Origin of the sequence: Nonomuraea sp. B10E15 (genome assembly GCF_039871615.1) — a bacterium.
Taxonomy (GTDB): Bacteria; Actinomycetota; Actinomycetes; order Streptosporangiales; family Streptosporangiaceae; genus Nonomuraea.
The window spans coordinates 65728-80461 of sequence record NZ_JBDPMB010000019.1 but is presented as its reverse complement, the minus strand read 5'-3'; the positions used below and the strand labels follow the sequence as shown (position 1 = coordinate 80461).

At 67.6% G+C, this 14734-nt stretch carries 8 protein-coding genes and 3 pseudogenes; 5 read left to right on the top strand and 6 right to left on the bottom strand.

Annotation, left to right across the window (positions count from 1 at the left end):
* The first annotated feature begins 271 nt into the window (after window positions 1-271).
* Together ABGB14_RS37320 and ABGB14_RS37315 are read left to right on the top strand one after the other, a co-directional pair.
* Window positions 272-1954, top strand: coding sequence for an alpha/beta fold hydrolase (locus tag ABGB14_RS37320; protein WP_347648559.1), 1683 nt, complete (start codon window positions 272-274; stop codon window positions 1952-1954).
* A gap of 350 nt (window positions 1955-2304) precedes the next feature.
* Window positions 2305-3306, top strand: a complete 1002-nt coding sequence (locus tag ABGB14_RS37315) for a recombinase family protein (RefSeq protein ID WP_347648558.1) — start codon at window positions 2305-2307, stop codon at window positions 3304-3306.
* 296 nt (window positions 3307-3602) lie between these two features.
* Here ABGB14_RS37315 and ABGB14_RS37310 read toward each other — a convergent pair whose 3' ends face one another.
* The gene (locus ABGB14_RS37310; protein WP_347648557.1) at window positions 3603-4850 is read right to left on the bottom strand and encodes an acyltransferase; all 1248 of its coding nucleotides are present in this window, start codon (window positions 4848-4850) and stop codon (window positions 3603-3605) included.
* A 244-nt stretch (window positions 4851-5094) separates the two neighbouring features.
* Complete coding sequence (locus ABGB14_RS37305; RefSeq protein WP_347648556.1) at window positions 5095-8091, bottom strand: Tn3 family transposase; 2997 nt, start codon at window positions 8089-8091, stop codon at window positions 5095-5097.
* A 149-nt stretch (window positions 8092-8240) separates the two neighbouring features.
* Here ABGB14_RS37305 and ABGB14_RS37300 point away from each other — a divergent pair, with 149 nt between their 5' ends.
* Window positions 8241-8696 carry a hypothetical protein gene (locus ABGB14_RS37300; RefSeq protein WP_347648555.1) on the top strand — a complete coding sequence of 152 codons (456 nt, stop codon included), beginning with the start codon at window positions 8241-8243 and terminating at the stop codon, window positions 8694-8696.
* A gap of 322 nt (window positions 8697-9018) precedes the next feature.
* Here ABGB14_RS37300 and ABGB14_RS37295 read toward each other — a convergent pair.
* Window positions 9019-10289: pseudogene (locus ABGB14_RS37295) on the bottom strand (transposase).
* A gap of 553 nt (window positions 10290-10842) precedes the next feature.
* Entirely contained in the window at window positions 10843-11484 is a 642-nt protein-coding gene (locus ABGB14_RS37290) for a TetR/AcrR family transcriptional regulator (RefSeq protein WP_347648554.1), read from the bottom strand.
* A 101-nt stretch (window positions 11485-11585) separates the two neighbouring features.
* Here ABGB14_RS37290 and ABGB14_RS37285 point away from each other — a divergent pair, with 101 nt between their 5' ends.
* Window positions 11586-12746, top strand: a complete 1161-nt coding sequence (locus tag ABGB14_RS37285; protein WP_347648553.1) for an FAD-dependent oxidoreductase — start codon at window positions 11586-11588, stop codon at window positions 12744-12746.
* Window positions 12747-12977: 231 nt separating this feature from the next.
* On the opposite strand, the gene ABGB14_RS37280 is transcribed toward ABGB14_RS37285, so the two are convergent.
* Together ABGB14_RS37280 and ABGB14_RS37275 are read right to left on the bottom strand one after the other, a co-directional pair.
* On the bottom strand, window positions 12978-13124 hold the full coding sequence (locus ABGB14_RS37280; protein ID WP_347648552.1) for a hypothetical protein: 147 nt from the start codon (window positions 13122-13124) through the stop codon (window positions 12978-12980).
* 143 nt (window positions 13125-13267) lie between these two features.
* Window positions 13268-13438 (bottom strand): annotated as a pseudogene (locus tag ABGB14_RS37275) (permease); the annotation flags it as partial.
* A 414-nt stretch (window positions 13439-13852) separates the two neighbouring features.
* On the opposite strand from ABGB14_RS37275, the pseudogene ABGB14_RS37270 reads away from it, so the two are divergent.
* Window positions 13853-14666 (top strand): annotated as a pseudogene (locus tag ABGB14_RS37270) (iron ABC transporter permease); the annotation flags it as partial.
* Between the last annotated feature and the right edge of the window lie 68 nt (window positions 14667-14734).

The window sequence follows — 14734 nt, the reverse complement described above, 5'->3', positions numbered from 1 at the left end:
AAGAACAGCCGGAGAGCCCATGGGGGATATCCCGAAGCCAGCACGGAGGATGTCCCCGTGGTGAACACTCGTCCGTCCTCGCCACAGTGATCACCATGATGACAACCAAGCATCCCGATGCAGGGCCAGGGAAATGATCTCCAGAGTCCTTGCTGCTGGAGGAGTACTTGCCGCGGTACTCCTGCCCGCCGTTCCGGCTGCCGCGTCTCAGGCGGTCGCCCCATCCCACGAGTGCGCAGCGGCGACCGAACGCTGCGACGGCACACTGGCGGTGCCGCTGGACTGGGGCGACCCATCGTCTGAGCGCATCACCGTCGCCTTCACCTGGCTCCCGGCAACAAAACGCCCAGGCCGAGCAACCGGCACTATCCTCGCCAACCCCGGCGGGCCGATGGCCGCCTTGCCCGATCTCCCACGCATCCAGCAGGTGCTCGGCCCGGTGCTGGAGGACCAGAACCTCCTAGTGGTCGAGCCCCGCGGGCTGGGCACGTCGTCCCCCCTACTGTGCCCAGGGCTGAACCTCCGTGTCCCGGAGACGATCGCGCCCTGCGCCAAACGCCTCGGCCCGCGCGTTCAGTTCTTCACTGCCGACCAGGCTGTGCACGACATGGACGCGGTGCGCCGGGCGCTGGGCGTCTCGAAGATTACCTTCTACGGCAACTCGTACGGCACCCTCTTCGCCCAGGCGTACGCCGCCAGGCACCCCGGCAGCCTGGCCGCCGCGTTCCTGGACAGCACTATGATCACCTCGGCCGACGGATACGCGCTGTGGCCGGTTCGCTCACGCCTGGACCACCTCGATTTGGTGTGCAGACAGTCGCGGGCCTGCCGCGCCCTGCCAGGCCGAGCAAGTAACACCTGGACGGACCTGGTAACCCGGCTGCGCGCACATCCTGACCCGAAGGTGCCAATCGCCGCACTCGGCATGGTGGACAAAGTCTATGACGCGGTATTCGGCAGAGAAGCCAACGCCGCAGCCACGGCCTACCTCCACGGCGACCCCGCACCACTGCGACGGCTGACCCAAGTGGTGCCCGGTCTGCCACAGCAACCGGTGGAGGGCCCGGAGTGGGCCGGGTACCTGGCCTACCGATGCGGCGACGGGTCTTTCCCCTTCGACCGGGACGCCTCACCCGCCGAACGACAAGCCCAGCTGCAACGCTACTACCTTCAGGAACGGCCGCTGGCGCCGTACACACCGGCCGATCTGGGCCTGGACATCACCAAAGATCTCGACTTCTGCGTCCAGTGGCCCACCCTCCGGCACAGCCCTCCCCTGCCTCCACGGGCGGACCTGCCCAACGTGCCGATCATGGTAGTCGGCGGTGACTTCGACACACATAGTCCAGCTGAAGTCGCCCGCGCGATGCGCGCCTTCCCCAACGCCACGTTCGTCCGGGTCCCTTTCGCGGCGCACAGCCTCGCGATGGTGCCGGGCGAGGTGGGCGAGTGCATTCGTACGGCAATGCGATCGTTCCTTACCAGCCACAGAGTTCCGGATATGCGGTGTGCTGCGGAGAACTACCGGGCCATCGGCAGCTTCCCTCGCACGATCAGCGACGTGCCGCCGATACCCGCAGCCGGACTTTCCCACAAGCAGCGACGCCTGCTCGCGGTCACCTTCGCCACCGCAACCGACGCCGTCGCCCGCCGCAACCCCTATTCGCCCACCCACAGTCGGCTCGACACCCAGCCGGGACTACGAGGCGGCCGGGTCGATTTCAGCGACACCACGATCACGCTGGAACGGACAAGTCTCGTGAGCGGCCTAGAGGTCAGCGGACAGATCGCAGTTGCCTCCAACAGGCAAGCAGCGGCCACGCTAGAGGTTTCCACCGGCGATGGGCAGCCGCATCGGATCAGACTGGCGTGGCTACCCTTTACCCCGCACGAGCACCCTGCCCTGTCCGGCGTTGTCGACAGCACACCGTTCATGGTGGCAAAGAAGCGGTGAGCACGAAGACCGGGCATCCAGCGTAGCGAAACAGACCGCTTTCATCACCACTGACGACGTCGCCGCAGTAAATGCCAGACCTACCGCGGCGACCAGCGACCTGATCTGCCAAGAGTCCGACCACCGGAGCGGACTACCCCGCGAACTGGACCGCTGCTTCAAGCAGACTAATGCTGGTTATTAATTAACTGTCGCCTACGGCGGGGCTCTCATAAACGAGCGATTCCGAGAGAAGATCACCAACACGCCTCGCGGGACGGCAGACAGCCTCGAATCCCTCTCATAACTCGTTCTCACTCAAGTCCTCAACCAAGGTTGTTTTGAGAAATGTTTGTGAGAGGATTCGGGGCATGGTCGATGTCCTCCAGCCCTGCGAAAGAGCCGGATCCGTCACTGATTCCGACACCGCCGACGACGTCTCCCGTGACGGCGATGAGGTCGAGCGTCACCCCTGTCCGCGATGCGACGTCGAACCCGGATCGCCCTGCCGGTCACGGTCCGGCGCCGTCGCCGGCACATACCACACCGGCCGCTTCACCAAGGTGCCCCGGCTGGCCAAGCGACTGCGCATCCAAACTTCCTCCGACCGCAGGCCCGGCCAGCCCTGGCGGCCCGGCACCCCGCCGCCCGCCCCCGTCGACCCCGACCGGCCCGCAGCCGACATCCGCATCGGCTACGCCCGCTGCTCCTCCCTCACCCAGGAACTCCAGTCCCAACTGGACGCCCTGACCGCGCACGGCATCGGCCGCGACAAGATCTTCAGCGAGAAGATCTCCACCCGCCTCAAGGTCCGGCCCGCGTTCGAGAAGGCCCTGGCCACCGCCCGGCAGATCAAGGCCCATGCCCCGCACTGCCGCGTCATCCTCACCGTGTACGAGATGAAGCGGCTCGGCCGCGACGCCAGCGAGCTCACCGCCCTGGCCGACCACCTCACCGCGCACGGCCTGGTCCTGGAAATGCTCGTCGGCCCCCTCGCCGGAATCTACGACCCTGCCGGACCCGGCCGCATGCTATTCGCATTCTTCGCCGCCATGGCCGAGACCGAACGAGAAGCGATCCGCGAGGCGACGCTGGAAGGACTGGACGCCGCAGCCCGCAAGGGCAACCACGGCGGCCGTCCCACCGTCATCACCGACGACATGATCCACACCGTCCTACGGCGCCGCGCGGCCGGCGAACCCATCGACAAGATCCGCAAGGACCTGATCATCCCCACCGGCAAACGCAAAGGTCACAACCCCTCCCTCGCCAGCATCTACCGCGCCCTTGCAGAACACGAGAAGGCCCAGCGCCACCCCGACGCTGTCGAACAGGCCCGCGCCGAGTACGCCGCCTTCCACAAAGGGCTCTAACCTCGCTCACCCGCGGATCAGCCGTCAGCACCAAGAACCACGACGAAGTCCTTCTAACTTGGCGCGGAACACCACGCCACTGCAGGTCAGAGGCAGGTTCGTTGGATTCTGCTCCGTTGCTACCGGGACCCCTCGCTGTTTCGTGATCTCCACGAAAACGGACACCGGTTAAGCCCGCGCAGGGATCCCGATCCTCACGCCCGCTGACCATCAACCCAGGCTTCATCCTCAAGTTGAGTTGCGTGGAACACAACGGCTACGGAAGGTCGTCTGCGTCTGGGATCCACCGCGCGGCTTCACCCGCTGGCTGCCCTCTCCAGGCTGGACTCTGCCCGGGATCCGGCCTGGCTGATCAAGCGCCTGCCCAGCCGCTGCACCGGCATCTCCACCCATCGCCAGGTCAGCGTGCATAGGCCGAGGAGCACCGCGTACACCGCCGCCAGCAGCGTCAGGCGTGCTGCCACTGGTACGGCCGGCGGGTTCGGCAGAAGGTACTCCACGCTCTCCAGCAGCAGCGGGTGCAACAGGTAGATCGAGTAGGACACCAGGCCCAGCCAGGTCAGCCACGACGGCATCGCGCGGTGGCGCAGCGTCATCCCGGCGGCGAACGTCAGCCAGGCCGCTGCGATCGCCAGCTGCACTCCCAACTCGGCGCGCGCGAGCCACAACCCCGCCAGCGGTACCAGCGCCACCCAGGCGATGTGCCAGTGACCGAACTGACCGGTCTCGACACGATACAGCGCGGTGCCGGCGAACATGGTCGCCAAGATGAACAGCCCCTGCCACGGCCCGGGGTAACTCTGGTTGACCGCCAGTAGCAGGAGGATCGTGCCCGCGATAGCCGCGGCGCCCACCTGCTGTACCCGCCTGCCGCCACGCAGCACCGCGGCCAGCCCGGCAGCCAGCACGGCGATCACTACGACCACGACCGTGAGCATGCGCCCCGCCCCGCCAGCTGACAGGAGCGTCACCGGCAGCAGCCCGGCGCCCAGCACAGCGGCCGCCGCGAACGTGAGCGCGGCCATGGTACTGCGCCGGTGCACACCCAGGGCGAACATCGCCGTCAGCAGCAGGTAGAAGGCCATCTCGTAGGACAGTGTCCACAGCACATTGGCCAGGTTCGGTACGTACATCAGGTTCTGCAGCATGCTGGCGTGCGCCAGGGCCAGCGCCACCGGCCGGCTGCCCCACCAGGTGTGCAAGCTGTCCCAGCCGACCGCCGCCAGCAGCAGCATGCCGGCCACGCACACGGTGAACAGCGGCCACAGCCGGAAGAACCGTGAGATCCAAAAGGCCCGCACGCTGCCCCGGCGCTCCAGCGACGCCGGCACGATGTAGCCGCTGACCAAGAAGAACACCAATACGCCGTACCAGCCGGGATCGAAGACAGCCTTGATCGGCAGCCGCGCCTCCGGCCACAGCGGCGTGAGCGCATGCTCGAAAACCACCACCATCGCAGCCAGTCCTCGCAGCGCGTCTAACCAGGCCAGACGGCGGGAATGCGGCGGAGCCGAGTCGACGGCAGTGAGGGGAGCGGAAACCATCCGGACATCGTAATAAGAAACATCATTTGCAACCCTGGCGTGCGGGGACTGACCTGTCCCGACTCGTGACGCGGCTGGCCATGCTGGAGGGCGTGGCCAGCGAGCATGACCGGAGGAGACAACATCCTGAGCTGGCGGCACCTGCCTTCAGGTGTGCTTGACCGTGCAAGGGCTTGCGCTCGAATTACTCGATCATGTTCTCGATCATGTTGCGGCGGGCGCTCCAACGCCCGCTGTCCGCTGATCAGCTGGGCCGGGTGAGCGGGACGCCCTCCAACTCCAGGTGGCGACTCATGTCGAGTTCGAAGCGCCCGTACAGGTTCAGATGGGACCAGAACAGAGCCGTCAGCCCGCGCCGGTCGGCCGGGCTCAGCCGTTTTCGCCAGACCGGGTCGCGCAGCACGATCTGGATCAGGTGCGTGTTGAGGTAGGTGATGGCGGCGGCGATCAGGTGCAGCGCCAGCGCGGAAACTTCAACGTTCTCGCGGTCGTCGCCGGTCAGATCGCCGGCCTTGCCGTAGAACAGGTCCTTGCTGGCCGAGTTGAAGTTCTCCACCACGTTCAGGCCCTCGCCGATCTCCCTCCTGAGCCCCTCATCCGCAAGGTAATCACAGATGAAGATCGTTCTGATGACGCGGCCGAGTTCCTCGATCGCCTGGTAGGTGGGATGCTTGGGGCCGCCGCGGGTGAAGCGGCGCAGCATCTGGTGGGACTCGGCGGTGCGCAGCCGCAGCGCGGTCGCGTACTTGATCATCTGGTCGTAGTGGCGGGCGACCACATCCCAGTCGATGGTCTTGTTCGACAGCACCGCCTCCAGGCGCGGCCACGCCTCATCCTCGCCGGTCCCGGGCCGATACAGCCGGGCCGAGCCGATGTTCTTCAGCCGCGGCAGCAGCTTGAAGCCCAGCAACTCCGAGAAGGCAAACCCGACGATCGAGGCGCCGTGGGTATCGGTGTACTGGCGATCGATCTCCGCATCCGTCAGGTGCCGCAGCAGACCCTCGATCATCGAGGCCACCTCGGAGGCGGTCGTGGAGGTCACCTGGCTGTAGATGCACACCGACCGCCGTTCGACGTGCCAATACACCATGATCCCCGGCCCGTGGTAGCGCTGATGCCACTCGGTCATGAAATTCGCCGACCACGATCCGAACTTTCGCGAGTCGGACGCGCACGAGGTGCCCTCGCCCCACAGCACAGTGTCGCGCGCCTTCAGAGTGGCGTTGACGATGAGGCGGATCGCCTCGCGGAGGTTGTCCCGGTTGATGAACAACCGGCGGGTTCGTCGCAGCGCCGCCTCGTTGTCGATCTGCCCGGGCGGCAGCGCAGCCGCGGCCACGCCGTCGGCCACTCGCTTGATCCCGACATTCGTCCCCAGCCCGTACAGGCACAACAACAGCCGTCTCTGCAGCACAGCAGGGTCGATGACGATTCGCGAGGCCACCGAGGTGAAAGCGTCGGTGTAGTCGGTGACGTTAGCCACGTCCTTGAGCACGTCCAGCAGGTCGATCACGCCCCACCGGCGGGAGATCTCCGCCTTCAGCGCCTTCAAGCCCACCGGCTCCTCCTGCTTGCCCAGCGGCGGGACGCTGATCCACGGCTCACCCTTCTTCCGGGTGATCTTCACCCCGCCGGTGGTGCCCTTGCGCATCGCCTTGTCCAGCCGGTCGAGGGCGGCGGTGTGGCGGCGCTGCAGGTCGGCGATGAACGCCGCCGGGTCACGGGGCTTCTTCAGGGCCTCGTAGTGCACGTCCCGGTTGTCGTCAAAGTCGGCCGGCAAGTCCGCCTCGGGGTTGCGCCAGATCTTGCCGCCCTCAACCCAGATCTCCCGCCGGCGGATCGCCTTGCGCAGCGCCACAAGAACGCACAGCTCGTACGGGATGCGCTCGATACGGCCGCGTTCGTCGACCACCGCCTCCCGCCAGTCCTCCGGTACTACATGCTCGATCGGGACCGTCTCGGCGCGGTCGTGGAAGACGGCCTCGGAGTCGGCGTAGCGGTCCAGCAGCTTCAGTGCGTCCATCACCGGCTGGAAGGTGGTGTTGTTGCAGTGAAAGTTCAGCGCGCGCAGCAGTTTGGGCAGCCCACGCCGATAGTGGCGCGAGTAGGAGCCACGCAGCTTGACCCGCACCCGCGTACGGAGCTCTTTCTCATTCGCCTTGGCCTCGGCGATGATGTCGGCCAGCGTGGCCGTGCCCACCACCGGGTAGATCGCCGTGCGGACGAGTTCCTCGGGCAGGTCCAGCGCCGCCTGGGCCAGCCGGGCCAAGATGCCGTACTTGCCCTGAACCCGCCGGAACTCACTGCTCAGCTCGTTCTCGACCTTCTTCTCCGCCCGCACGCTGATCTTGTGCACGAGCTGGATCAGCAGTTCCACCAGCCCGTCGATCATCTCCGCCTTGCGCACCCAGCACAGCGCCGCCAGCAGGGTCAGCCGGATCGGCTCCGGTGCGGCGGCGAAGTCGGACGGGTACATGCGCATCGCCCGTGCCCGCCACGCCTCCACCACCTTCTCCGACACACCCTCGAACAGGCCCTCCGGTAACCCGATGGCCTTGACCCGCTCCAGCTTGACAATCTCGGCCAGCAACGTTTCCAACTGCAGAGGCCCGGGGTCCTCTTTCAGCTCCTGCAGGAAGCTGCGCGCTCCGGCGGCCCCGGCCTCGCCCTCGCCCTCCGGGTCCGGGTCGGGAACCGCGACCAGATCCTCCAGCGCGGCCACCGCCGAGACCGGCAACCGCCGCGTCGTGGTGGCGGTGAATTCCCGCTCGAACAACGCCTCGGCCGCACCGGCCAGCCGCTCGATCTGCTTGGGCGTGGGCGGCTCGGTTCGCTCCTCGCGGCAGCGGGCCAGCAGCGCGGCACGCAGCCGCTCCCGCGACGTCTCCACCGGGCACATCTTGTCGGCCAGCCAGAACGTCAGCTTGTCCTCATCGGCCACCGTCGGCTCTCGAAAGCCGTGGAACCGGCGGACCTGCGCCCGGTGATACTCGATCGTGCTACCCGACCAGCGGTACTCGGCGAACAGGGCGGCATCGACCTTCACCTGGCCGGCCATGTAGTCGACCGCGGCCTTCGGCACGTCCTCCCGGCGCGGAAAACGGCCTTCCAGCTCGAAGAACTTCAGTATCAGCGCGAACCCGAGACGGGTGGCACCGCTCTTATTCGCCAGTAACTCGACCTCGGCCTCATCCAATGTCCAGCACTCGATGAGGTCTTCCATCTCCCACTCTCTGCGCATCGAACAGGGACCCTTTCTCCCCCGATCGCACTGAAGATAACGATGGCACCCTGCTCCGCACAGATGTCGCTACGGTCCGGTACCGCTCATCCGTGACCGCTACGTGGCGATCCTGAAACATTACAGAGAGCTACTTTGGGGCCGGTCGCATGGACCCGAGTGAGGGGCCGTCCTGGGGCGTCGAGGACTGGTCGCAGTACAACAAGCACACCGTCGGCTCCGACCCGCTCACCTTCGACACCATCAAGACCGTCGTGGTCGGCTCCCTGCTGTCCTCGCCCCTGCACTCCCTGCGCGAACTGCCTGCCTACACCAAGGCCATGAGCTTCTCCGAGCGCGTCGCGCCCGAGTCCGCGACCATCGACGAATGGGCCGAAGGCACCACGTTCGCCATCCCGTTCTTCATCTTCCAGGGCGAGCGCGACGTGATCACCCCGCCTGAGCCGGTCCGGCGGTTCTTCGACGACGTCACCGCGCCCGTCAAGAACTTCGCCCTCATCCAGGACGCGAGCCACTTCGCCTCCTTCCGCCACCCCGATCGGTTCCTCGACCTGATGCTCACCAAGGTCCGGCCCATGCTCACCAGCCAACCGATCACCTGGTGAAGCGCCACAGCCCTTGGCCATCACGAACCCGTCGGCCCGGCGACTGGACATCGGAGCCGCTGGTCGAGTCGCTGCGAATGCAATTTGGCTCTGCGTAGCCACGGTGGCTCTGTGCTGTTCTCAGAAATGAGAAGATCAGCACCCGCGTGAAGGTGCGGCCGGAGCTCACCAAGGCGATGGACTTCGCCCGCACCATCAAGCAGGCGGTCGCATCAGCGGGTGATCTTCACGGTGCATGAGATGAAGCGCCTCGGGCGGGGCGCGGCCGAGCTGCTGACCATCGCCGAACAGCTGCGGCGGGCCGATATCCAGCTGGAGCTGCTCACCGGCCCGTTGCAGGGCGTGTATGACCCGAGCGGGCACGGGGCCGCGTTGTTCGCGTTCTTCGCCGGGATGGCCGAGTCCGAACGCGAGTACATCCGGGAGAAGTCGCTGGAGGGCCAGGCCTCGGCCCGTGAGCGCGGCCGCCACGGCGGCCGACCGAAGGTGTTCGACGACGACATGTGTCCAGATACATGCTGTTCCACCAGATGACCGCGTTCAACGCCAGCCCCAGACTGCCCAGCTGATCCTCAAGGCCCTCGCGGTAGCGCTGGCGCAGCTGGCCCCGGTTGCCGAAGGCGATCTTCCGGGCCAGCCGGTGGCGGGCCTCCTGCACGTTAAGCTGGGTGCCGATCATCCGCCGGTAGCCTTCGTCGGCGATGAACTGCAGCAGGTGCAGCGTCTTGAAGATCCGACCGTAGTGGGCGAACGCCTCACCCAGGCCGGTGGTGCGCCCGTCGGCCGACAGCATCCGGATCAGGTCGTAGGCGCGCACCGTGCCCATCGTCAGCGAGCCGGCCACGCGCAGCATGTCGCCCCAGTGCGCGCGGATCTTATCCAGCCGCACGGTGTGGCGGGACATGTGCTCCAGCGGTCCGTACACCGCTCTGGTGTTGGTGCGCCACAGCCGGGTGTCGGCCAGATCGGCGATACGCGGGGAGAACTGGTAACCGCAGATCACGAACAGGCCCGAGACGATGTCGGAATAGCCGGCGGTGTCGGTGACCACCGTCTCCGGCTTCGGGCCCCCGTCGAGGTTGTGGATGGCGTCCAAGATGAACAGCGAGTCGCGCAGCGTGCCGGGCACCACCAACCCGCCGATGCCCATCACCTGGTCATTGACCACGTTCAGCCAGGTCGCGCCGCGCTGTCTGCCCCAGTAGGCGGGGTTGTGGCCGGTGTGCAGGTTCTGCACCGGAACCACGAAGCGCAGCCCGTCGGCTGAAGCGATGTGCCCGCCGCCCAGCAAGCGACGATGTCCAGCTCGCCCTGGGCGGCAATCAGGCGGGCGTTGGCCGCCACGATCGTCTCGCCACGCAGGTAGCGCTGATCCACCTGCAGCAGCCGGGCCCGGGTCAGCGCTGGCACGTTCGGCTTTTCGATCGGCACCAGGCCGACGTTGCACGCCTCGGCCACGATCAGCGCGGCCAGGCTGACCCCAAAGTCCTCCATGGAGGCGTCGGCGCCGGAGATATGGGTGAAGTCGGACGGCAGCCCGGTGCGGTCGAAGACCTCCAGCAGCAGCTCGGGAAAGTCCAGCCGGGGCAGCATGTCATCAACCAGCGAGCGCAGCTCCTTCATCAGCGGCGGCTCCTCGGCCGCGCCGAGCTTCTCCAGACGAGCCCTCAGGCACCAGTTCGGTCGACCGGCTGCCTGAATCGCCCCGCCGAACGAGTGCCCCACGACATGGGCTCGCTCAGGTCGAAGACCGCCAAGCATCTGCTCCACCCAGGCGGCTTGGTCGTCGAAGGAGGCAAAGGAACGGTGCCGTAGTCGGTCGCGATGTCGCGGCTGCGGGTGGGCGTGGGCGTGGGCAGGGTAGACATGACCTTCTCAGAGGCGGTTCGGTATGACTCGAACCCCTCCAGGCTGCGTCAGTGTCCGACCGGGGCTGACGCCCTGAACTCCCCTGCGAGTGCTCCAGTGATGTCAACGGTTGGGGCTGCTGGGGGCATCCGTCCATGGCCCCGGAGGAGTCCGCCGTCGCTGGCCAACACCCGACGCTCTCGCGTCGCCCTGGTGTGGCTTGGGCCGTTGAGAGCGCCGCACCAGGGCCTGGTTCCCGGTCGCCGTGCCGGTCACGATATCGGCCAAGGCCGGAGGATCATGCGCGCGGCCCGGTTAGCCCGTACAGCAGGAGGTCGGTGAGGGTGTCGATGGCCTGGTCGTCGTTGATGGGACTGTCGTCGGTGAGGATGGCGTAACCCAGTGTGGTCATCATGGCGCCGATCGCGGCCGCGATCAGCTGGGGGTCGCCGGGCAGGTGGTGGCCGCGGTCGCGCAGGTATTCGAGGTGCTGGCGGAAGACGGCGGTCTCGGTGACGAGGCTGTGCCAGGCCTGCCCGGAGCCGGGATCGGCGGCGATCCTGGACTGGAACAGGGCCACCATCGTGGGCCGGTGCTCGCGCAGCACGGTCCAGACGATCCGCAGGTGCTCGCGTAGCTGGCGGCGGTCGGTCAGGTCGTGGTCAGGTGGATGCTCGGTAGTCGCGAGTTCTTCGTCGGCGTGCGCCTCCAGGTCGTCCAGGAGAGCTTGGAGCAGTTCGTCCTTGCCGGTGAAGTGCTCGTAGAACGAGCCGGTGGCCCGTCCAGCAGCTGCGGCGATGTCCGTGATCTTGGTGTTGAGGTAGCCGCGTTCGGCGAACAGCCGGCGGGCGGCTTCCAGCAGTGCCGCCCTTGTCTCGGCTGCTTTCGCTTTGCGCAGGCCTGACGCCGTGGCGCGCCCGGGAGTCCTGCTGTTCCCCACGATCTTTGCCCCCTTCTGGATAAGCGGGTTGACAGCGACCATCATACTGAACACAATTTCACCGAATCTCTATTCGGTGAATATGCATTCAGGGAGTTGTCATGCGCGTTATCGTGATCGGCGGAGGCGTCGGCGGAGCCGCTGCGGCGCTGGCCCTGCGCCGTCTGGGGCCGGATGACATCGAAGCCACCGTGTACGAGGCGCACGCGGACCCTGGCGGGGACGTCGGCTCGTTCGTCAGCCTCGCCTCCAACGGGCTGCGTGGCTTGGACGTGCTCGGCTGTCTGGCCGAGGTCCAGGCGCGGGGTACAGCCATTCCGCGCCAGCGGATGTGGTCGTCGTCCGGGAGGCTGCTGGGCGACGTCCCACGGGGCCGTCGTGGCAGCGACCCGCTGCACAGCGTCACTCTCATGCGGGGACGCCTGGTGGACGCCCTGTGCACCGCCGCGACGGACGCCGGAGCGGCCATCGTCACCGGGCGCCGGGTGACCGGCCTGTCCGAGACCGGCGACGGCGTCACCGCGTACTTCGACAACGGTGACCAGGTCACCGCCGACCTGGTGGTGGCCGGCGACGGCATCTGGTCGACGGTCCGCGCGGCGCTCGACCCGGCCGCGCCCCGCCCGGAGTACGCTGGCCTGTACGCCGTCTCTGGCGTCTCGCGGGTGCCGAGCGTCGACCCGGGCGTGTTCAATATGACGTTCGCCCGCAACGGAGCTTTTATCCACCTCGCTGCCGGGGACGGCGAGGTCTGGTGGTCCGCGCAGATCGCCGACCCGGCCGAACCGGACAGGACCGGCGTCACCGACGCCGAATGGCTGCGCCGCACCGCCGACCTCTACCGGCACGAGAGCGTTCCGTCGGCGGTCATCGCGGCCACCACCCGCCTGCACCCTACGGTGATCATGCACGCCGTTGACCCGGTCCCCACCTGGCATAACGACCGGATCGTTCTCATCGGTGACGCCGCCCACCCCGTCGGCGCCGGGCAGGGCGCGTCCATGGTCATCGAAGACGCCCTCACTCTTGCCGCAACTCTGCGCACCACCCCAGCGATCCCCGACGCCTTGGCCGCCTACGACGCCCGGCGCCGTCCCCGCATCACCAAACTTCTGGGCGCCGCTGACGACAACCGCGACGCCAAGAAGGCCGGCCCCGTCAAACGCAGCCTGCAAGCCGCCGTGATGCGAGTGTTCGTCCCGCCCTTCTACGAGAAGGCCACCGCCTGGCTCTACGACCACGACCCCTGGGTCCTGACCTGAACGTCGTGCCCTCCAGGCGCACCATCGCGCAATCTTCGCCTGGTGAGCCAAGGCCGGCCCCGAGCGCTACCGACGGCGCAACACCGTCGAACGCTGCTTCCAGAAGATCAAAGCCTGGCGACCCGCTACGACAAAACCCCGGAAAGCTACGAGGCCAGACGCTATCCCCGGGGATCGATCCTGTGCTTACGACTCCTCACCTCAACCACATGATCCGAACTCCAACGGGTCCTAGTCGCGGGCGAGCATCGCCATTCCTTCGAGGTCGTGGTCGACGTAGTGCTCGCCGCTGACGTTGACGGTCACCCTCCTGATGGTTCCGCCGGGGAACGGTGCGCTGTAGTCGCTGCTGACCGGATCGGCGGAGTCGCGTCCCACGCACAAACCCTCACCCGCGAGGGCGAACCTGCCGGGCTGGCACCCCGGCCACAGTGGTCAGCCAGCCGCGGGGGATCACCACGTTCAGGGTCGCCGCCGCCAGCGCGCCGACCACCAGGAGCCCGCCGGCATGCAGCAGGTCGCAGCACCGCCCCGGCCATGCCCGCGACGGGCACCGCCGCGTAGGTGCGCCGGGGCAGCGCCCGCGTCCCGAACGAGGCGGGCACGAACGCGGTGATGGCCGCCGACAACGCCACCCCCAGCACCAGGAACGGCAGGGCCTGCACGCATACGGCCGCGAACACGGTCGCCCAGGTCCCGCAGCGCCGGATGCGTCAGGTGGGGCGCGAGCAGGAACCGCCCCGTCACCAGCGGGGCCACGAGGACGATGAACGCCCAGGGCGGCCGGAACCCGGCCCAGCCCTGTGGTGACCCGGACTCGGCGGCCGGCCACCGGAACCGGCCGATCCGCCGTACTCGGCTGCGACATCGCCCTCCCCAGCCCCACGCAGGTACGCGGCAGCAGACTGACCCGGCTGTCTCCACGCCTTCGCTCCGATAGTGCGCGAGTCATTCGTGGTGATACGGTCTGTTGGAAATGATTCTCATTTTCTGGAGTGTCTTTGAGAACGTTGCGTGAGTCAGGTTCATCGGGCTCCGGCGCGGCATCCTCACCGGCGGTCCCGGGAACTGGCGACCCGCCCACCGGTAAGGTGACGGGGCCGGCCATGCCGCTGATCGTCGTTCTGCTGGCCGGCGTTCTCGTGGTGTCCGTGCTGCTGGCGATCGGCCTGGGCGCGGCCACCGTGCCACCGGGGGAGACGCTGCGCTTCCTCTGGGCGGCCGTGACCGGAGGCACGATCGGGGCCGACGAGGTCACCGCGTACCAGATCATCTGGCAGGTCAGGACGCCGCGCGTGCTGCTGGCGGTCCTGGTGGGGGCCGGGCTCAGCGTGGTCGGGGTGGCGATCCAGGCGATGGTGCGCAACGCGCTGGCCGACCCGTTCGTCCTCGGCGTGTCGTCGGGCGCGTCGGCGGGGGCGGTGCTCGTCAGCGCCACCGGCGCGCTCACCGCGCTGGGGATCTACGCGGTCTCGGCCGGCGCGTTTCTCGGGGCGCTGCTCGTCTCCGGCCTGGTCTATCTGGCCTCCCGTGGCGCCGCCGGGCTGGCGCCGCTGCGGCTGGTGCTCACGGGAGTGGCGATGGCGTTCGGTTTCCAGGCGGTGATGAGCCTCATCGTCTACTTCGTCCCGGACGGCGAGTCGACGAGCACGGTGCTGTTCTGGTCGATGGGCGGCTTCGGCGCGGCCACCTGGGGAGCGCTGCCGGTCGTGGCGGTCGTCACCGTGGTCACCGTCGTGGTGCTGCGCCGTTCCGGGCGGAGCCTGGACGTGCTCGCGCTGGGTGACGAGACGTCGGTGAGCCTCGGTGTCGACACCGTCAGGTTTCGCCGGGGCCTGTTCGTGCTGACGTCGCTGGCGACCGGGGCCATGGTCGCGGTCAGCGGCGCGATCGGCGACCCTGGTCGCTCCGCGCGAGCTGCCACTGGGCGTGATCACCGCGCTGGTGGGCGTGCCGGTGTTCGTCGTGCTGCTGCGCCGCCGCGGCTA

What these genes read in the sequence shown, in the direction of transcription:
- ABGB14_RS37300 (WP_347648555.1), top strand. Translation starts at nt 8,241, where the DNA reads ATGGACCCGAGTGAGGGGCCGTCCTGGGGCGTCGAGGACTGGTCGCAG.
- ABGB14_RS37285 (WP_347648553.1), top strand. Translation starts at nt 11,586, where the DNA reads ATGCGCGTTATCGTGATCGGCGGAGGCGTCGGCGGAGCCGCTGCGGCG.
- ABGB14_RS37305 (WP_347648556.1), bottom strand. Translation starts at nt 8,091, where the DNA reads ATGCGCAGAGAGTGGGAGATGGAAGACCTCATCGAGTGCTGGACATTG.
- ABGB14_RS37310 (WP_347648557.1), bottom strand. Translation starts at nt 4,850, where the DNA reads ATGGTTTCCGCTCCCCTCACTGCCGTCGACTCGGCTCCGCCGCATTCC.
- ABGB14_RS37315 (WP_347648558.1), top strand. Translation starts at nt 2,305, where the DNA reads ATGGTCGATGTCCTCCAGCCCTGCGAAAGAGCCGGATCCGTCACTGAT.